This is a genomic window from Chryseobacterium lactis (genome assembly GCF_003815875.1).
Classification (GTDB): domain Bacteria; phylum Bacteroidota; class Bacteroidia; order Flavobacteriales; family Weeksellaceae; genus Chryseobacterium; species Chryseobacterium lactis.
In genome coordinates this window covers 3572065-3591399 of sequence record NZ_CP033924.1, presented here as the reverse complement: position 1 = coordinate 3591399, position 19335 = coordinate 3572065, and the positions used below count along the sequence as shown (strand labels likewise).

Sequence of the window (19335 nt, the reverse complement as noted above, 5' to 3'; positions counted from 1 at the left end):
TTTATGATTCTATTTTTAAAGGTTAATTGATAATTTCCCCTTCACTACTCTCCAGTTTTTCACGAAACTTTTGAAGTTCTTCAGGATTTGGTTTGTGCCAATCCGTGGCCTCTCCAATAATTTTCAATGGTGTCTGTGAGCGATAAGACCGTGTTGGATTTCCGGGAAATTTTTTATCTGTAAGATTTGGATCATTCTCATAAACTCCTGTCGGCTCAACGATATATACCCGTTCACGACCTTCTCCTTTTGCCAAAGCGGCAGCAAGCCCCGCTCCATTCACCAAAGCTGTAAAATAAATGTGATTCATTTTGAATTCTGATTTATAATTAGAATTACCTCCTGCAACAAGCAGATCACCAATCTGAAGAGCAGCTTTGGTACCATGATAAAAAGGACCTTTATCGGAAGGATTATTTTTAAGCTGTATCGCCGCTAATTCAGAATTTTCTTTTGCTTTTTGTGGATCAGACAAATCTTCATAGCATTTTGCAATATTCAGATAAAGGGCCGGAAGAGCACTTTCAACAGTACTATCATTTATTTTTAAAGCATACTGTAACGCTGTTTCAAGCCATTTTAACTTGTCGGAAACCGTTTTCTGATGTCGGGATATATAGTATGCCGAAAGAAATTTTTCATGATCATTTGTTGCTTCATCCCAACCTTGCATGAATAATTTACGAGCTTCTTCGTGATGATCTTTTTCTTCCATGCTCATTCCCTGAATGCAGAGTTTGACCACATGATTGAATGGTGAGAATTCCATATTTTAATTATTTTAATCCTTGATGTTTCAATTTTTAACCCATAACAAATTTACTCAATAACTTCAGATTTTTGATTTTGTTAATGACTATCGCTTACATTAAATCGTCTTTCCTGAAACTGATCTGTGGGTATCCCATATTTCTGAAAATCAGCAATCACCATTTCTTTAAGCTGTTGAAATCTTTCAGCAGATATTCCGTCCTGTTCTTTTGCGGCTATATAAAAGAATGTACGTTTATATTTCTGGAGAACCGAGCGGGTTGATGCATAATCCATCGTATTAAGAATATCCTTGTTGATCTCTCCTTTAAGAGGAAGGTCAATTGAAGTATTAAACTCGATGGGTCTGAATAAAGTATCTTTCGATCCGCGGAATCCTGACTGCGGAAGTGATTCATGAGGATTATATATGGTTAAATACACAGGAACCGTATTTGCACGGTCTTCCCTAAAAATACTTTTACTCATCACAGAAAAGAATTTCATAGGTTTATTGATGATCGCCATTTGATAGGCTACACTATCGGGATGTTTTATATATTCTTCAAGGATTTTATTGTCCTCTACCCTTCTTATTCCGAAAATATTTATTTTTGAAGCATACGGATCTCCGCCGATTTCAGGGGCAAATTCTATCACAGCCTGCGGATCGTTCGTAAAAAGTGATACGGGCCCAAACTTCAAAGAATAGTCTGTTGCAACCTTTTCTGCCTGCTGCCTATTTTTTTCATAGTCAGATTCCATTTGAAACATTGCATTTGTAAATTCCCTTGCCTCAGTTTTTCTTTTATTCTCGATAAAATCTGTACCGCAGGTACGGACAAAGATCAATATACCGGCCAGTCCGGACAATGGAATGACGAAATATCTGTAATCCCGTCTTTTTGATCGCTGCAATTGTACAACCAGATTATGTGAAAGCCCATCAATCTCTCCATTTACTTTTGAAAGCTCTTGAGCTTTTAGTTCAAGGTTTTTAATAAGCTCATTTCTGAATTCAATGAATGCAGCAACATCTTCTGCCGACTTTCTATTTTGAGGATTAAACTGCCAGATCAGCTTTTTCCTATTTTTCAGTTTTATCTTCATGGAAGGTGGCGGAGCCTGTAGAATATTGAGTAGCGGAATACTGGATATATCTTCGTAGCGAACACGACCATAGCTTTTCGAAGTAAAACCATCCTCGTCTGTGGTAATGATATCGAAATCGCTTGATATTTTGATGAACCTCATCATACAATAGATGACTGCTCCGATTCCAAGAGGTATCGTTATCCAAAAGTTCCAAGGGACATCATTCATTAATGTAATACTTAACAGAATTACAACTAAAGGAATTATAAAAAACGATAACAATACATACAAACCTCCTTTGCTGTTTTGATATTTGAATGTAAATTCTTTCATGAAATGGTATTTTTTGTCACATTAAATACTGATGCTCTATAAATATATCTATCAATTTTTTATCAGTGTATAATTGCCGCTTCTTTCATCTTTCATTATCTTATAATCATCAGTCAATTCAAGGATCCAGCCATCACCGGATATTTTTTTGCTTTCTATCTTAATGGGATTTGATATAGATATTTTATCCCACTTTGGACTCATCAATGCGCCATTCTCAACCGTTAAAATCCCCCATACATCTGTAACCCTTATTGCTGGATAAACCGTTCCCTTATCTTCAACCGGCATAATATTTCTAGGATCAAATGAAACGTTCATTTTTACAAATTGTATTTCAAAATGAGGTTGATCAATGAATTTAAGCTTGTATTCAGCAATACGTTTTTTTGTCTGCTCTTCCCTTTCTGATTCCTCTTTAATAATGGATTGCGCATTATACTGACCAGAAATCTTTTCCACTGCTTTTTTTAAGTCAGCAGAAATTTTGATATTAAAGGCCTGGATAAAATAATTTGTCAAATCAGTTTTTGCACTAATTTTCTTATTCCAGTCTTTATCTTTATTATATAGTAAGTAGCCGTAAACGGAAGTCGTATAATAGGCAAATGAGCGGACAAATGTGGGATTTTTCAAAAAGCCATCTATTCCATTCAAAAAATATGACCGGGTTTGTTTTTTATTTCTTCCGCTTAGTATCAGTCCTGTAAATTCTGCTATACCTTCATTTAATTCCAATAAATTTTCAGTACCTGCCGAATTCTTGTAAAGTGTATTTCGATATTTCCTAAAAGTCATCGCATTGACCAGATGTTCTTGTAATTCTTTTTCTGAAGATGATCCGATTGCGTTCTTCAACGCTTCCAGTTCTAAACGCAGATAAATTCTTCCTTCTTTTTGATCAAGATGATTATTTTCATCATTATTAAGAGTAAAGCCTAATGCAGGCTGTATACGATGGAATGATTCATGTCCCAGTAAATTGACTCTGTCAGATTTATCGTTAGGAAGTGGAAGCATGATCATTGCCCATCTTTTTCCATTCCAGTCGATTGCTGTATTTGCAATATTGATTTTTTCCGGTAAAATTCCTGTATATACATTACCATCAGACTTTAAAATACCTGCTTCATCCGGTTCATTTGCGAAAAGCACTCTTGTTTTCGGGTCAATTAAAATGGTAGGACCATAAATCTCTTTATCCCAAAGTTTAGTATTCTTTTCAGATGTAATTTTAATTTCATCAAAAAAAACAGAAATACTGTCACGAGAAATAGATTGCGTTTGTCCTTTTATACCTTGTACGAACAAGAAAAACAAGGATATCAAGATAGTTTGCCTCATTGTCAAATTCATGGTTATGATATTTACCGATGTCAGGTAAATCGTTTTTTACTTAGTCTGCTATTCTTTTAAAATAGCTTTAGAAAGCTAATATAAGGAATTACCTGATTTACTGCATCTTATTTTACAATGATGAACCGTATTATATGATAATTTAATCTGAAGCATTGGTATAGTTTTAAAATAACATTAAAACATAATCCATTATTATTGAAATATTTACAATAACAATTGCGTTATATTTGTTTAATAAGGTTCTACTTAAAAAACAAATAAACTTACCATGAAAAAAGGGCGTTATTTATTGTCGGATTATACCTGAGCTTTTCTCTTCCTGCTTTCGCACAAAACTCAACAAATGTTATTCAAAAAAGAGTGAGGGAGTACTGTCGAGCACATCATCACAAAAACCGGCTCTTCAATAATAATGAGATTCGAGTTTTTATTATTTTAGAATATAGGTTTCTAAATAATTCAGCCAATTTTCCTTGTAGCTAATTCCAATGGGAATTTCTACAGAGTTTATTTCAATTTCGTTTTTAGTGTAAGCGGTTATTTTTTTTGTCTGAATAATAAAAGAACGATGAATACGGATAAACTCAGAATTCAATAACTTTTCAAAAACCGAGATATTCTGTTTTACATGATGTGATTTTCCATTTTCCAAATGAATAGTTATGTAATCTTTCAGGCTTTCAATATACAAAATTTCATCAAAGATAATTTTAATATTTTTGTTGCCACTTGTTACAAAAATATGACTTTCAGATGCTGTATCACTTTCTTTTCCGGGAGTTTGAAATTGCTTAAATTTTTCTATTGAAACAAAAAAACGGTCAAAAGTAATCGGCTTCAAAAGATAATCAATCACATTAAGTTCGTAGCCCTCAACGGCATATTCTCTGTAAGCAGTTGTAAAAATTACTTTAGGTGGGTTTTTTAGTTTTTTCAAAAAATCATTTCCTTTCATCAAAGGCATTTCAATATCTAAAAAGATAAGATCAACAGAATGATGCTCTAAAAAAGAATATGCTTTTAATGCATTTTCAAAAGAATCTATTACCTCAAAATTGTCAAAATGAGCCAAATGAGAAGCGATTAATTCCCTCGCAAAAGGTTCGTCGTCAACAATAATACACCTATGTTTCATTTAAGATAAGTAGTTTGAATTCTAAAAGCTAATTTAATGATTTTGAATCGTCTGTTGCCAGTCTTATAAAAGTTCTTTTCTGTTTTGGTTTTTCAAACAAAGTTTAACTTTATAAAACATCTGGGTTTCTTCAATTTCCAGCTGATGTCTTTTTGGATATAATAAATCCAATTGTTTCCGGACGTTTTCTAAGCCAATTTTAGATTTGTTTGTCATTTGAGCCAGTTCATTTTGAGGTTTTGTATTCTCAATACTAAAAATAATCTGTTCTTTTTTACTTTCCAAATTCAGTCTGATTGTTGCTTTTTCAGTTTCATTAATGACACCATGCTTAAAGGCGTTTTCGATAAACGTCAATACAATCAAAGGCGAAATTTTATTGCTTTCCTGAATATCTTTCGTCAATAAAATATCCAATCTGTTTTCGTCATAACGCAATTTTTCCAAAGCAATATAATTTTCAATCAGCGCTATTTCTTTTTCAATAGGAACATAATCTTCATTGCAACGGTATAAAACAAAGTCTAAGATCTCAGATAATTTAGCAATTATTTCAGGCGCTCTATCGTCTTTTTTTAGTGTTAAAGCATATAGATTATTTAAAGTATTAAATAGAAAATGAGGATTTAGTTGATTTTTCAGCACCTTTAATTCGATTGATTTTTTTTCTTCTTCCAATTTTAAAAGCCTCTGTTGTTTGCGATTAAAACTGATAAATCCTAAAATAATTGCAGGATATGTGATAAAAGAGGACTCTCTTATCATCAGACTGCCCGAAGTAAGACGTTCAACAAGCGTCATTTTATGTCCAAGCCAATCATTGAAGAAAGTTGGGAATTTGGGTTCGAGATAATAAAATTTTAAAATCATTAAAAAAGCGAGAATAATATAAATCCAGCCTAAAGCAAAAATGACAAAAAGTAAATATTTTTTTTTATTTAATGTTTCCGGCACAATCCAATAGATTAAACCATAGGCAACAGCTGCTTGTGCTAAAGTTTTAAAGGAATAAATAAAAATGAATGCATAAGAATCTTCATTGTCAGATTTATTTGAAAAAGAAAACAGCAAAAATAAAATCCAGTATAGACAATGGAGAGCCATTCTTTTTAAGTCAATTCTGTTGATAAAACTCATATCCTATTTTAATTGACAGCAAAGTAACAAAATATAGAAATAAAGTTCACCAATTAATATGAATAGTCTGTTTTAGCTTATAAAAACTATGTTTCAGCATATGAATTCGATAAAATGTAAGAATCTATTATTTGAATGCCCAAATGGGCTCTTCATCTGTGCACAAAACAAGATCATAATGACGTGATTATATTCGCTTAAAATAACCAAAAGGATCAGATTTATTATTCTATTGGCCGCTCTGTTAAGTAATATTCGAAAATAAAAACCCTATTTAAAAAGAAATAATTAAACTAAAAAAAATGAAAAAAACACTTGCTATTCTCATGCTAATGAATACTTTAAACTTGTTTTCGCAAGTAAGCAAACAAGAAATAACCTACAATAAAAATTCTAAACTCATCAAGCCAACCCTGTTTGCTGATCTGGGGGAAACTTGCCAAACACCAGACGGAATGGCTTTAGATAAAAAAGGAAATTTATATTTATCGATCACAAACCCAATTACATTTGATAAACATGGCAGCAAAATTCTCACTTTTGATAAAAATGATAAACCCGTAGTTTGGTTTGACAAACTCCCATTGCATCCTATTACTAAAAAAGTACATCCAATGGGAATGGAGTTTGGTCCCGATGGGAATCTATATTTCATGGATAATCAGTTTTTTACCGGAAAAGAAAATTTCTCAAGATTGATCAGAATTATTGTAAAAGACGGAAAACCTTTACATGCTGAAGTTTTGGTTGAAGGATTTAATTTTGGAGAAGCCGTAAGGTGGTTTAAGGACAGGGTTTATATAACAGATGCATTATTTAAAAACAGAAGAGAAAGCGGAATTTACAGTTTCTCATTGAAGGAATTAAATGCTAAAAATATCCTTTTAGATTCAGTTAACAAGAAAAATTATCTTATTGCAACTTTTACCTTAAAACCAGAAGTTACTAAATATACGATAGGAATTGACGGGATCGCTTTTGATAAAAAAGGGAATTTGTATGCAGGAAACTTTGGAGATGGTGTTATTCATAAACTGGAATTTGACAGGGACGGAAAAGTAAAATCGAATACAATAGTTTTCGATTCAGATGAGCTAAAATGCTGTGATGGATTTTTTTATGATGAAAAAAGGAATTCAATTTTTATTGCCAATTATGAAAATAACAGCGTACATCAACTCAACTTAGATACCAATATCATTTCATTGATTTGGGAAAATGACAATGCAGACGGTTCCGATGGAAAACTGGATAACCCTTGTGAAACTATTATCTATAAAGGCAAATTATTAGTCGTTAATTATGATACTTTTCAAGGCGAAAAGAATACAGAAATAGATGCCTTTCATACGATATCAAGCTTTAATCTTGATAATTGAATTGAAATTTATAGAAAATAAAAAAAACCTACTGATAATCAGTAGGTTTCATTTGTTTCTGCGGAGAGTGAGGGAAATGAACCTTGTTAAAATTAACATATCTAATTTTGTATAAGTATCCTATTTATCAATATTTTAAGTATATTTGTATCAATGAAAACAAGTTGTTTTTATGTTTAATTATGAAAGTATTAGCACCTAATTTAGCACCTTATGAATTCTACCTTCAAACTTAAAGAACCCAACAGCGAAAAGGAAACATTAATTTACTTCCGTTCTTATTTTGGAAATGAAAATAAGAATTTTATCTATTCTACTGGTGAAAAAATTAAACCCGAAGAATGGGATTTCGAGAACCGACAACCTAACGATCTAAATGGAAGAACAAAAAGAGCCGAGAGCCATAGAAGTATAAAAAAACAACTCGATAGATACATCGGTTATTTCACCGAAATTGTCAATCGTTACAAGAACATCGGAGAAGAGATAACAATTGATATTATAAGACAACGATTTGATGAAGAATTTAAAAAGATCAAAAGAAAGGATGATTTTTTCAGAATCTACGATGAATTTGTTCAAGAAAAAGAAAATGATTATTCAGGAAAAGGAATATCTAAATCAACAAAAAACAGATATGAATATAACAAAAAGTTGTTAGAGAATTTCCAAGAGGAATATAAACTAAAATTAAGCTTAGGGAATTTCGATGAAAAGATTTATAATAAGTTTCTCAAATACTGTATTGAAGAAAAAGACCATTCTGCCAATACCGTCCATAGAAACGTGGGATTGTTAAAAACGTTCTTTTATTGGACTTTGAGCAAAAAATACACTTACAACAATGGTTTTATCAATTTTAAAAAACCTCCTAAGTTCCGAACGGACGAGATAGCACTTAACTACGAGCAGGTAGAAAAAATCCATCAATATGATTTCAGCACTAGTAAGAGATTGGAAAGGGTCAGAGATCTATTTGTATTTGGTTGTGTAACCGGAATGCGTTTTGGAAACTACAGCTCTATTTCAAAAGAAGATATTCAAGGAGACTTTATACGAGTGATTGATCTGAAAAGTAAATCCAAAAATTTGGCAATTCCTTTAAACAGTATTTCCAGAGCAATTCTTGAAAAATACGATTATGAACTTCCAAATATTTCCAATCAAAAGATGAATGAATTTATTAAAGAAGTTTTCAAGAAAATGGACTTCACAGAGGATATCAAAAAGACAATGAAGTATGGGGATGAACTTGTCGAAAAGAAAACTGAGTTCTGGGAAAGAATATCTTCACATACCGCCCGAAGAAGCTTTATTACGATAATGAAGAACAATAAAGTTCCGGACAAAGTGATTATGAGTTACACAGGACATACGAGTTTAGAGGTCTTCAATGCCTATTACAGACCAAGTGAAGATGATAAAGTTAATTATATGAACGAAGTTTTTAAATAATTATTAATTTAGTTTATGGATCAGAAGAAATTATACGGACAATGGAACTTTTGGGAAGAATTTGTAGGTTATCCTATGATGATTTATTATCGGATCAGAGGAGAAAGAATTCAAAAGTTGCTATCAAAAAGAATTGACAAAGCCAAACAGAAAGCTGGCAAAATTGTTCTTACTGAAAAAATGAAAAATGAGTTTTTGATTCGGTACGAAAAGTTGGATAATTTTTTCAGTTTTCACTTCAAAGACATTGACGCATCCAGAAATCATAATTTTGAAGAGAAGATCCAATACTGTTTAGGCCAATACAGAAAAGAATCTAACACCCTAATAAGTTCAAGTAATATGATGAAGTTGCAGGGGAATTTTCTCAACGGTGCTGAAGCTACCCTTCTTCTATATTTTGCTTTAGAAAGCAAAACAAAAAGAGAAATTCGCCTATCTGATATTATGATAGGTGAAAACAGTTCAGAAATTTTCATTGATTTTTTGAAAGACAAAAAATTCATTGATGAAAATCACAATCTACTTGTAGATCAAAAATCTTCTTTTATCAGAATACACCGATTCTTGAAGGACAATCATATTATTAATCCAGATTTTCAGGATACCAGGATTATTGAAGCTATGGAAAATGAATACAATTCCACCTTTGACAAAGGAACATTTTCAAGAGCAGTCCTTGTGAAACCCAATGATTTTGAAGAGATTATCTATCAGGAATTATCTAAACTATTTAATATCAGCTATTAAACTTTACGCAATTGAGTAGAATTGTATGATTAGTTATTCCAATCATACAATTTTGTCTGCAAATAAAACAATATCGTTATGCAGACAAGCAATCCATTCCAAACCATTCTTGATGAATTAGGGGAAGTAAAAGAGATACTTTATTCTCTTAAAAAAGAACCTGAAATCGAGTTGAAAAAGAAGCTGTACTCTATCAAAGAGTGTTCAGAAATTCTTAAACTTGATTATCAGACCGTACGCTCGCACATTTTAAAAGGAAACATTAAAGCGGAACAAATCGGACGATTCTACCGAATCAGCCATTTGGATCTAATGAATGCTTTAAACGATGTCAAATCTCTAAAGTATAAAAGATAGACGAACTCATTTGTTTATCCGAATCACTATTGTTCAACCTTTCCGTAACATCCTTACGGAAGCAAATCTTTTTAAAATGAGCGAAAAAATTCCTTATCTAAGAGTAGGAACAACGTACTATAAAACGATTGAAAAACCATTAATTTCCGGAGATAAGATCTCAATATTAGTTCGCTGGAATAAGGAGACCATTATCAGCGACTACGGAAAAGTATATGTTTCTAAAGTTCCCAAGTATGATGGCTTCTGTTGCATCCCCTCCCATCTGCAATACCAGCAGATCATTCAAGGATTCTACAATACTTATAATGAAATCCCTTACCAGCCTGTTGAAGAAAATATCAACTTTGAAGCTTTAAAAGAAAAAAATCCATTTTCCTTGAAGTTTATGGAACATATTTTCGGAGAACAGTTGGAACTGGGTTTAGACTATATTAAAATATTGTTGCAATATCCCATACAAATGTTACCAATCCTTTGTCTTGTAAGCAAAGAAAGATCTACAGGAAAATCCACATTCATTAAATGGCTGAAATCCATCTTCGGGCTTAATATGACCTACATCAAAGGAGATTCGTTCAGCAGTCAGTTCAATTCGGATTGGACATCGATGTTGATTGTTGCTATTGATGAAGTATTCTTCGACAAAAAGGAAATTACCGAACGCCTAAAATACCTTTCCACTACTGATAAAGATAAGAAAGAGGCAAAAGGAAAAGACCGTGAAGAAGTAGAATTCTTTGGAAAATTCATTCTCTGTTCCAACAATGAAGATAACTTCATTCAGATTGATGAAAATGAGATCCGATTCTGGATTATTAAAGTAAGATCAATCAAAAGCGAGAACACTGAATTTCTACGCAATCTCAACAATGAGATTCCCCATTTCCTTCGATACCTAATCCAAAGACCATTTCACAGCCGGAAGGAGACAAGAATGTGGTTCACAGATTCCGAGATCAGAACCAAAGCCCTTCAGAAATTGGTTTGGAAAAACAACAATAAACTCGAATCAAAGATCACTGAACTGCTATATGAATTTTTTGAAAGCACAGAAGACAGCAAGATTCATTGCGTACCGCAAGATATTTTCAGTATGCTGGGTAAAATGTTCAGAAATAATTATTGGACTGTTAATGATGTCCGAAAACTCCTAAAGGAAATCTGGAAGCTTGAGCCTCAAAACAATTCATTAGCCTATATCAAATACGACCTAGATTATGGTTTAAGTTTTTTCCAACAGAACAAAACAGGGCGGTATTTTACAATAGAAAGAAATTTTATTCTCCAAAAATTTGATGAAATGATGAATTAACAGATAATGAAAAGAAAATCAATCTGTTATCTCTCATTAAAAGCCTCATCAAATTTTGGAAACCTTGTTTTTGATGAGAGAATGATGAGTAAAACATCTCAAGTTTGATGAGATGATGAGATTTTGATGAGGATGTAAAATACGATAATTCAATTAATTACAAGGTTTTCTCATCAATTCATCAAAAATTAGTCAAAACCAAACCCGTCCACTTAAACCGACAGGACACCTGCTATTTATTACTAAAAAACATTAAAAATTACAAAATGAACTGCAAACAATTCAACAGCATATCGCTGGAAGAAGTCCTCCTTTCTCTCGGACACCTTCCCACGAAACAAAATGAAAAAGAAGCTTGGTATCTCAACCCCTTTGCCAGCGAATCCCAAGCCTCTTTTAAAATCAATAAAAGTTTAAACAAATGGTACCTATTTTCAGAAGGAATCGGTGGAAACAATACCGACTTTATGAAGAAGTACCTGAACGCTTCGGTCAATGAAGTTTTGGTTTGGGCAGAGAAGCAGAGTTTTTCTTCTTTTCAAAAGCAAAATATTCCTGATCAGAAGTTCGAAAACCCTAGCGAAAATTATGAGATACGTGACGTGAAAGAAATCCAGCACCCTGCACTTTTGGAATATTTGAGAGAAAGGAAAGTTGAAAATCAAACTCAGTTCTTATACGAAATTCATTACCGAATGAAAGATAAAAATAATTTCGGAATTGGTTTCAAGAACGATTCTGGCGGTTATGAAATCCGCAATAAATATTCAAAAATCTGCTTGGGTAAAAAAGATATTTCAACCATAAAAAACGATTCAGAATCGCTTCGAATTTTCGAAGGTTTTTTCGATTTTCTTTCCTTTAAAAATGTAGAGAAATTTTTACAAAAAGACACTTCTGATTATATCATTTTGAATTCCGTATCGATGATTTCCAACATTAAAAACTCTCTCGGAAATTATAAAAATATTGAGCTTTATTTTGACAATGACGAGGCAGGAAACAGAGCTATTGAAATGATTAAAAACGAAAATGAAATAGCAGAAGATTGTCGTGTTTTGTATTCAGATTTTAAAGACTTGAATGATTGGCTGGTTTACAAAAATCCAGCCAATGAACGGCAAGTGATACACAGGAGAAGGTGAGTAAAATAAACACAGGTGAAATATGGTGGGTAGTTAGTGCAAAAAGTACCCAATGTTTACAAAAAGCGTGGACGCTAATTGTAAAATTGGAACTTTTTGGTTTTTTCCTATCGTCAAAAACGTCTTGAAAAACAAACTGAATGTTGATAAATAATAAATACACAAAAATATGGAGAATGATTTTTTGAAAAGTTTTGTCCTGAAAGTCTCCCGTGAGCAGGAACAAAAAAAAGAGACGGAAAAAAGGAAACAATACTTCCGTGAACTCGGAAAAAAAGGAGGGCTGAAAAAGAAAAGTGCGAACCATCTTTTACGAGTTGTTTCCGTGCGATTTACCGAAAAGGAATTTAAGTTTCTGGAGGACGAAGCTAATAAATACAGTTTGAAAATTTCGACCCTTCTTCGAATGGTAGCAACAAAAGAGGAGTTGAAAGCTAAGGAATTTGAAACTGATAAAATCCTTTTGGAATATGGCAATAACTTTATCCGAATCACCAACCTTTTGCGAAATTCCGAATGGTCTGCTTTTGAAAATAAAAAAAATATCCTGCTGGAAATCGAAACCGTTTTGACATTGATAAAACAATACCTCTATCAAAAGATTCACGAACGGGAGAATCTGATGAATGAAGAATTATGAATAATTCGGCAACAACAAGACTGATTTCCAAAATCGCTTTGGAATACAACGGAACTGACAAAGGAACGGCGAAGATGCTTGGAACAAACAATCTTCTCGGAAGCAGTCCTGAAGAACAATTTTTGGAAATGAAAGCAATAGCAAAAAGAAATTCCAATGTCAAAAAATGGGCTTTGACAGGTTATATCTCACCACCAAAAGAAACAGGCGACCAACTTTCTGATGCAGAACTGGCGAAAATCACGATACAGGCTCTTGCAAAAGTCGGAGTTTCGGAAAACAACCAATATCGCTTGGATGTCCACAATTCTACGAAACAAAAGCATATTCATTTCGTGGTAAACCGGATTGACACTTTTGGAAAATGTACGGTCAAATCCCACAATATCGGGGAGAATTTCGGTAAGGCTGTAAGGGAAATCTGTAGAGATTTGGGTATAAAGACAGACATCGAAACAGGCATTGATAAAAGAAATGAGATGTATGAGAATCTGGTTGCCAGTATCGGAAATTCTAAAAATTTTGAAGAGCTGGTTTTGGAAATGTCGAATCGGGGTTATTTGGTTTCATTGTCGAGCAATGTCAAGGTCGGGATTTCGGGAATGAGAATCGTTCTTAAAACAGATATCAACGATGAAACCTCACGTCAGTATAAAGCAGGATACAAGCTTTCGGAAATTACTAGCAAGCTGAAAATATCGGAAATAAAGAAAATCTTTGAAGATAAAACAAAACGCTCGGAACAATTGAAAACATCAAATGATTCGGAATTTCTTAGACAAAATAAACGGAATGAGGATTTGAGAAATAATGAAATGAAAATAGAGAACAATAAAAAATTTAAACGTTAAAAATTATGGACAATACACAAAAAGACGGAATGGAGATTTTGAATCAAGTTATAGAATCCTGTAAAGCAAATATTGAATCTAACACAGAAACTAAAGCTTCAGTTGAAGATTATATGAATGTATCTTCAGAACTTGAACAATCTGTATCGGCTTTGATAAATATAATCGATGAAACATCAAGAACTTATCAAAAAGAAAATGAAATATTTAAGAAAACCGTAAGTCAAATCCCGAAAATAATTATTGCGGAATTATCTCAGCAAAGTATTGAAGCTTTACGAAAATCGAATCTTGTTTGGGGTATTTTTGGTGCAATTTTACTGTCATTTTCGACAATTCTAATAAGTGGAAATCTTGCATTCAAATGGTATTCCGAAAGTATCCGTTCCAAAAGCGAGCTTAGAGAGGAAATCCTTTCCGAATTTGAAAAGGATGGAAAACTGCTATATCCTAAAGACGACATTCAAAAATTAGAAAACAACACCGAACTTGTACAAAAATGGATTAATAAAAACCCGAAAGATGCGGAGAAATTCCTGAGATTCAAAGATGGTTACGAAGCTAAATAGGTCTATTGTCTTTATTTTTTTTAAAGTTTGGAAAACAAAATAGTAAGTGGGTTGGAAAATATTAAAAATAAACAGAACCAAAAGAGTAGATTAAAACGGTAAATATTTGAAAATTTATTCTTAATAGTCTTAAATCATACATAATAATTTATATAAAAATTGCACAATTAAAAATTTATTTTAAATTTGCTATAGTCAAATTTTATAAAAAAATATTATGAATGCAGAAAATTTTACTCAACTAGATCAAGAAGTTGAAAAAAATGAATTATTAGAAAATTTCCAAATGGAAGAATTGGAACAAAGATTTGAAATGAAGGCTTGGGACGTAAGTGTATCTGCACCTACAATGTTTGATGCTGGTGAAACAATTGAAACCAATACTACTGCCGTTGGAGGTAGTGCCACTTGGACATTTTAAAAAGTAACAGCTAATACAATCTATGTATTAGCTGTTTTTATATTTCAATTTTTATGAGAGTAGTTTTTTTTACAACAATTTTGTTGATATCCTCACAAATTAACGCACAGTTACTTCCAAAGTATACTGATTCTCTTAAATATAAAAAAGATACTGCAATATTAGGATTAAGCAACAAAAAAGAAATAGTAATAGATTTTAAAAAACCACAAAAAAAGAGTGGTTTTAATTTTTCTCTTGGAAAAGAAAAAGAAGTTATTTACAGAGATAATTTTACAAATCGGATTTATTTTCAAAATGGATTTGATAGAACATTAATATATCAAAGAGATAATACAACTAAATGAAGTCCATATTATTTTTAATAGCCTATTTGGGGTTATCATTACAATTTTATTTTCCTCAAAATATCAAAGTAAGAATTATTGATTCTGAAGAAAACAAACCTCTTCAAAATGTTAGAATTATGTCTGATAATGTGGTGCTGTATAGTAACGATGATGGGGAAGTAGAACTAAAAAATGATAAGAAACCACTGAATATTTTTGCTCAAGGATATGAAGAGTTAACATTGGAGTCTTTAACTCCTATTATAAAATTAAAGCCATTATATAAAGATATTGAAGAGGTGAAAATATCCAAAATAGATATAAGGCAAATGTTTCAAAATGCTTTAAAAGATTATCTAAGCATATATTACAGTAAGCCCTCTCTATATCAATCTACAATAAAGCAAAAAGGTTATATTGATGGGAAAATGATTAACCTTTTAATAGCCAATATTGACATATGGGCTTTAGCAAATGCCTATAATTTTAAGGCACAAGATAATGTCGACTCTTTTGTCCAAATCGGCTTTAACAACATTAAATATTTTAAAACTAAAGTATCTTCTAATGATTATCCCTTTAATACAGATATTCAAATAACTCCCAAAAACTTTATTCAGAAGTTATTTTTTAATAGTGAAATTATTGGTTTTTTAAATGATACAAAAAATAGTGTATTTGTTTCAAAAATACTTTCAGAAAACCAGAACATTCAAATTATTTATTTTGAAACAAAAGATGAAATAAATACATATAAAGGAAAATTTACATATAGCAAAACAGACAAAGTCATTAGTAGTTTTGATCTTTATATAACAAATATGTCTCAGTCGTTCAAGAACAAGAACAAACGAGGAGAAGCTTACGAAGGTGTAGCCACTTCAAATAATATCAAATATGATTTTTATAAAAAAGACGGAAAATATCTACCAGCTTTAGTTTATACCGAAATTAAAGGTTATGCGCTATACAAAGAAAAAAAGTATCCCGTTTCATTTATTCAAGAAATAAATTTTCAAAAATTTTTAGAATCAGATAAAAAAGGATTGAAAAATAAAATTGATTTAAATAAAAATCTAACCGAAAATATTGCTAATAAAGAGATTAAAGAAAATAATACTTTACTTTCCAAAGAAGAACAGAAATTTATTGATGAGCCATAAAAAGAAATCTCCAGAATTTTACGAATATTATCCTAAACTATTTCACGATTATTTTCCAGATATAGATAAGGTGACAATAGACCTGCTTTCAAAAGCAGGCTTTTATTTTTATCAATCTATTTTGCAATTAGATGCTGTTATTGATAATCAAGAAAATCATAGAATATTTAATGTTTTAGATTTACAAGAGAATGCAATAAAAATTTTATCCACAATATATGAAGATGGTAACAATTTTTGGAATCTTTGGGAAACAAGAAAAAGAGAGTTTCGCAAGGCAATATCATTAGAAAAAAACCTTTGGAATAATCCAAGTGAAGAGAATTATAATAAAGTTGCAGATATGAAATCTGCCTTTGGAAAAGTAGCTATTGATAGTTTATTTATTTTTTCAGAAAATAGTAACAATAGCGAAATTTATAATTTACTGCTCGAATCTCATAAATATTTTTCGATAGGGTTTCAATTATATGATGATATTATAGATTTCACAGAGGACTTTAACAAAAAACAATTTAATTGGGCGGTATATGAATTATCCAAAACATTAGACTTTTCCAAATATAAATATGATGTAAATATTTTAAATAAGTTGTTTTATATAGATGGAACAAGTGTTATTCTTTTTGAAAAATCAATTTATTATTTGGAGAAGGCTAAAAAAGTAATTGAAAAATTGCCACCGGATAGTTTGTGGCTGGATACAATCTGCGACTTTGAAAAAACAATTCTTCAAACCAAGGATTCAGTTAATGGTTATGTCAAAACAATAGAAGAAAAAGCAAATACAAAAAGAAAATTAATTCAAGAAGATTACTTTTTTGATTTTAATAAAGTCACAATAGACTTTTTTTTTAAAGGCTTGCAATTCATTAAGAGTGATTTTCTTCAAAATTATGTTGATTTAAAGCATTTTATGTATTTAGGAGGTATGGAAGGATTCGAGAATGAAATTGATATCCATTCTTCAGATACTTTTCAAAGAGCATTATTGAATGATTGTTTGTTGGAAATTGCACATTCTTTTAATCTTAATCTTCAAGTTTTTATTGAAAAAGAAAATCAATATATAGAAGGAAGACAAAATAAGGACAATATTGGAGCTTGGTCTTATTTTCCAACTGTTCAGGAAATAGCAGCAGATATTGACGATCTAGGGCAAATTATGCAACAGTTTATCAAAACAGGAAATGGGAAATTGGTAGATAAATATTGTATAAAAGCAATTAGTATTGCCGTATCTGAAAGAACACAGCCTAGTGGTGGAATAGAAACTTGGATTCTTCCTAAAGTAAATCTTACTGAAAAACAGAAAAAACAGGATTTATTCAATTCTACCAAATGGGGAAAAGGGGCAGATGTGGAAGTTGTAGCCAACTTTGTATATGCTTTAACCTTATTAGATTCAGAAAAATACAAGTCCACCATAGAAAAAGCAATCAAGTATATTATTTCAGAGCAAAAAGAGCAAGGGTATTGGGAGAGCAGATGGTACTATGGTAAACTTTATGGTACATATGTTTGTCTGAGGTTGCTTAATGAGTTTCCTACACAATATGGAGCTGTCAAGCAGAAAATAAAAGACTTTTTGATTGGTTTCCAAAATGCTGATGGAAGTTTTGATGAGAATCAATATAAAAATTTGTCAACTTCTTTTGCTATTTTTTGCATGAATTTATTAGAGTTTCCTGAACTTGAGAAAATGAAAAATAGCGCACAACAATTTTTAATAGAACATCAGCATGAAAATGGTAGTTGGAAGGCGGAAAATTTTATTAAACCTAAAGCCCATGAGCCTTACAAAAGTAAGACGCTTACTACTGCTTACGCATTAAAGGCTTTACTATAATGGAGGAAAGCCCTGTATATAAACTATCATCAGATATTGAATTTTCAAAATTCAATGAAAGTGAATATTTACTGCATAATGTAAAACTTAATAAATATACTAAACTGAATCAGAAATACTATGATTTATTAAGTTTAGCAGATGGGAGCAGAACAGTATCACAAATTAATATGGATTTTCAAAAAAGCCATAAAGTACCTATTTCAGATTCACAAATTATATTGCTTTTTGGTCAGCTAAAACAGTATGGAACTTTTGGTCACGATGATTCAATAAAAGAACAATCAAAAATTCCGGACTATATAAAATATGGTTTCATTTTTCTTAAACCAGAAGTAATTTCAACAATAGTTCCCTTCTTGAAACTATTGTTTGTCAGGAAAGTTTTTTATTCGGTTATTTTTTTTTCAATCATTATTTTTGGATATAGTATTTATACAAATTATTATAATAATCCGACTCTCAACTCTAATACTTTTGTGCCATATTTTATATTGCTACTTTTTATAAGTACTATTTTTCATGAGCTGGGACATGCAAGTGCATCCCATTTTTTCAAGGCAAGACATGGAGGAATTGGCTTTGGTTTTTACTTGTATTTCATACCAGCATTTTTTGCAGACGTGACGGATATATGGAGATTAAGTAAGTGGAAAAGAATTATAGTAAATAGTGCAGGTATTTATTTTGAAATTATTTTTTGCTTATTACTATTAATTATTGGTTTTTTTATAAAATATCATATACTGGAAATTTTGGCATTGGCTATTTCAGTAAAAGCATTATACAATCTAATCCCATTTTTGCGAGCTGATGGATATTGGATATTGTCAGACTTGTTGAACAAGCCTAATCTTAATTTCCATGCCATGAACAACTTAAAATTGATTCTATTATCTACTTTTAAAAATGAAAAGTCTATACTAACGAAAAAGGATTATCTTATTGCTTTATATGGGGGCTTTAACATTGTAATGATAGCTCTGTTTTTCTATTATCAAATATTTTTAAATTGGTATTCAATTATAAATTTTCCCATAACAATTTATAAAATAGTTATCTCAATCTTTCAATGGAAGTTTAATTTAAGCTTTAATGAATTATTCAAACTATTATCAGTCTTAATTTTTTACATTATAAGTGTCAAGATAATTTTAGGAATAATGAAGAGATAATTATTGTTTTTCAAACACACTAAATAATTGCACAATTTAAAGTTATAGAATTGACTTTTAAAATGAAATTTCATATAGAAAAATTAGCACCTAAATTAGCACCCGAAAATTAAAAAGCCTATAAACAC

19 protein-coding genes are annotated in these 19335 nt (G+C 31.3%); 14 read left to right on the top strand and 5 right to left on the bottom strand.

The window, feature by feature from the left end; all coding sequences use genetic code 11:
* Positions 1-22: 22 nt before the first annotated feature.
* The 5 genes from arr to EG342_RS15850 all read right to left on the bottom strand — a co-directional run bounded on the left by arr (position 23) and on the right by EG342_RS15850 (position 5809).
* The gene (gene arr / locus EG342_RS25730) at positions 23-430 is read right to left on the bottom strand and encodes an NAD(+)--rifampin ADP-ribosyltransferase (RefSeq protein WP_394338017.1); all 408 of its coding nucleotides are present in this window, start codon (positions 428-430) and stop codon (positions 23-25) included.
* 419 nt (positions 431-849) lie between these two features.
* Positions 850-2178, bottom strand: a complete 1329-nt coding sequence (locus tag EG342_RS15865; RefSeq protein WP_103294168.1) for a hypothetical protein — start codon at positions 2176-2178, stop codon at positions 850-852.
* 51 nt (positions 2179-2229) lie between these two features.
* Positions 2230-3534, bottom strand: coding sequence for a hypothetical protein (locus tag EG342_RS15860; RefSeq protein ID WP_246008636.1), 1305 nt, complete (start codon positions 3532-3534; stop codon positions 2230-2232).
* Between the two features lie 433 nt (positions 3535-3967).
* Positions 3968-4672 (bottom strand): LytR/AlgR family response regulator transcription factor, encoded by a 705-nt coding sequence (locus tag EG342_RS15855; protein WP_103294170.1) that lies wholly within the window; start codon positions 4670-4672, stop codon positions 3968-3970.
* Between the two features lie 63 nt (positions 4673-4735).
* Positions 4736-5809, bottom strand: a complete 1074-nt coding sequence (locus EG342_RS15850; RefSeq protein ID WP_103294171.1) for a sensor histidine kinase — start codon at positions 5807-5809, stop codon at positions 4736-4738.
* A 302-nt stretch (positions 5810-6111) separates the two neighbouring features.
* Between EG342_RS15850 and EG342_RS15845 the strand changes: the two genes are divergently transcribed.
* The 14 genes from EG342_RS15845 (at position 6112) to EG342_RS15780 (ending at position 19207) form a co-directional block, all read left to right on the top strand.
* Complete coding sequence (locus EG342_RS15845; protein WP_103294172.1) at positions 6112-7188, top strand: SMP-30/gluconolactonase/LRE family protein; 1077 nt, start codon at positions 6112-6114, stop codon at positions 7186-7188.
* 213 nt (positions 7189-7401) lie between these two features.
* A complete protein-coding gene (locus EG342_RS15840) occupies positions 7402-8643 on the top strand; it encodes a tyrosine-type recombinase/integrase (RefSeq protein ID WP_103294173.1) in 1242 nt (413 codons plus the stop codon).
* 15 nt (positions 8644-8658) lie between these two features.
* Positions 8659-9393 carry a hypothetical protein gene (locus EG342_RS15835; RefSeq protein WP_103294174.1) on the top strand — a complete coding sequence of 245 codons (735 nt, stop codon included), beginning with the start codon at positions 8659-8661 and terminating at the stop codon, positions 9391-9393.
* Positions 9394-9471: 78 nt separating this feature from the next.
* Positions 9472-9750, top strand: a complete 279-nt coding sequence (locus EG342_RS15830) for a helix-turn-helix domain-containing protein (RefSeq protein ID WP_103294175.1) — start codon at positions 9472-9474, stop codon at positions 9748-9750.
* Between the two features lie 76 nt (positions 9751-9826).
* Complete coding sequence (locus EG342_RS15825) at positions 9827-11065, top strand: primase-helicase family protein (protein ID WP_103294176.1); 1239 nt, start codon at positions 9827-9829, stop codon at positions 11063-11065.
* 266 nt (positions 11066-11331) lie between these two features.
* Positions 11332-12210: a toprim domain-containing protein gene (locus EG342_RS15820; protein WP_103294177.1), complete on the top strand. Its 879-nt coding sequence runs from the start codon at positions 11332-11334 to the stop codon at positions 12208-12210.
* Between the two features lie 169 nt (positions 12211-12379).
* Entirely contained in the window at positions 12380-12850 is a 471-nt protein-coding gene (locus EG342_RS15815; RefSeq protein ID WP_028123568.1) for a hypothetical protein, read from the top strand.
* A complete protein-coding gene (locus EG342_RS15810) occupies positions 12847-13701 on the top strand; it encodes a relaxase/mobilization nuclease domain-containing protein (RefSeq protein ID WP_051259716.1) in 855 nt (284 codons plus the stop codon). Before EG342_RS15815 ends, EG342_RS15810 begins: the two co-directional genes overlap by 4 nt.
* Positions 13702-13706: 5 nt before the next feature.
* A complete protein-coding gene (locus tag EG342_RS15805) occupies positions 13707-14270 on the top strand; it encodes a hypothetical protein (RefSeq protein ID WP_028123567.1) in 564 nt (187 codons plus the stop codon).
* Positions 14271-14487: 217 nt separating this feature from the next.
* A complete protein-coding gene (locus tag EG342_RS15800; protein WP_028123566.1) occupies positions 14488-14691 on the top strand; it encodes a hypothetical protein in 204 nt (67 codons plus the stop codon).
* A 53-nt stretch (positions 14692-14744) separates the two neighbouring features.
* Complete coding sequence (locus EG342_RS15795; RefSeq protein ID WP_028123565.1) at positions 14745-15038, top strand: hypothetical protein; 294 nt, start codon at positions 14745-14747, stop codon at positions 15036-15038.
* Entirely contained in the window at positions 15035-16183 is a 1149-nt protein-coding gene (locus EG342_RS15790) for a hypothetical protein (protein WP_028123564.1), read from the top strand. Before EG342_RS15795 ends, EG342_RS15790 begins: the two co-directional genes overlap by 4 nt.
* Positions 16173-18032: a prenyltransferase/squalene oxidase repeat-containing protein gene (locus EG342_RS15785; protein ID WP_034975277.1), complete on the top strand. Its 1860-nt coding sequence runs from the start codon at positions 16173-16175 to the stop codon at positions 18030-18032. The genes EG342_RS15790 and EG342_RS15785 overlap by 11 nt, the downstream gene beginning before the upstream one ends.
* Positions 18032-19207, top strand: coding sequence for a zinc metalloprotease (locus EG342_RS15780; RefSeq protein ID WP_028123562.1), 1176 nt, complete (start codon positions 18032-18034; stop codon positions 19205-19207). The genes EG342_RS15785 and EG342_RS15780 overlap by 1 nt, the downstream gene beginning before the upstream one ends.
* The last annotated feature ends 128 nt before the right edge of the window (positions 19208-19335 follow it).

Coding starts and splice junctions, on each gene's coding strand:
- EG342_RS15865 (WP_103294168.1), bottom strand. CDS start 2,178: ATGAAAGAATTTACATTCAAATATCAAAACAGCAAAGGAGGTTTGTAT.
- EG342_RS15860 (WP_246008636.1), bottom strand. CDS start 3,534: ATGAATTTGACAATGAGGCAAACTATCTTGATATCCTTGTTTTTCTTG.
- EG342_RS15855 (WP_103294170.1), bottom strand. CDS start 4,672: ATGAAACATAGGTGTATTATTGTTGACGACGAACCTTTTGCGAGGGAA.
- EG342_RS15850 (WP_103294171.1), bottom strand. CDS start 5,809: ATGAGTTTTATCAACAGAATTGACTTAAAAAGAATGGCTCTCCATTGT.
- EG342_RS15845 (WP_103294172.1), top strand. CDS start 6,112: ATGAAAAAAACACTTGCTATTCTCATGCTAATGAATACTTTAAACTTG.
- EG342_RS15840 (WP_103294173.1), top strand. CDS start 7,402: ATGAATTCTACCTTCAAACTTAAAGAACCCAACAGCGAAAAGGAAACA.
- EG342_RS15835 (WP_103294174.1), top strand. CDS start 8,659: ATGGATCAGAAGAAATTATACGGACAATGGAACTTTTGGGAAGAATTT.
- EG342_RS15830 (WP_103294175.1), top strand. CDS start 9,472: ATGCAGACAAGCAATCCATTCCAAACCATTCTTGATGAATTAGGGGAA.
- EG342_RS15825 (WP_103294176.1), top strand. CDS start 9,827: ATGAGCGAAAAAATTCCTTATCTAAGAGTAGGAACAACGTACTATAAA.
- EG342_RS15820 (WP_103294177.1), top strand. CDS start 11,332: ATGAACTGCAAACAATTCAACAGCATATCGCTGGAAGAAGTCCTCCTT.
- EG342_RS15815 (WP_028123568.1), top strand. CDS start 12,380: ATGGAGAATGATTTTTTGAAAAGTTTTGTCCTGAAAGTCTCCCGTGAG.
- EG342_RS15810 (WP_051259716.1), top strand. CDS start 12,847: ATGAATAATTCGGCAACAACAAGACTGATTTCCAAAATCGCTTTGGAA.
- EG342_RS15805 (WP_028123567.1), top strand. CDS start 13,707: ATGGACAATACACAAAAAGACGGAATGGAGATTTTGAATCAAGTTATA.
- EG342_RS15800 (WP_028123566.1), top strand. CDS start 14,488: ATGAATGCAGAAAATTTTACTCAACTAGATCAAGAAGTTGAAAAAAAT.
- EG342_RS15795 (WP_028123565.1), top strand. CDS start 14,745: ATGAGAGTAGTTTTTTTTACAACAATTTTGTTGATATCCTCACAAATT.
- EG342_RS15790 (WP_028123564.1), top strand. CDS start 15,035: ATGAAGTCCATATTATTTTTAATAGCCTATTTGGGGTTATCATTACAA.
- EG342_RS15785 (WP_034975277.1), top strand. CDS start 16,173: ATGAGCCATAAAAAGAAATCTCCAGAATTTTACGAATATTATCCTAAA.
- EG342_RS15780 (WP_028123562.1), top strand. CDS start 18,032: ATGGAGGAAAGCCCTGTATATAAACTATCATCAGATATTGAATTTTCA.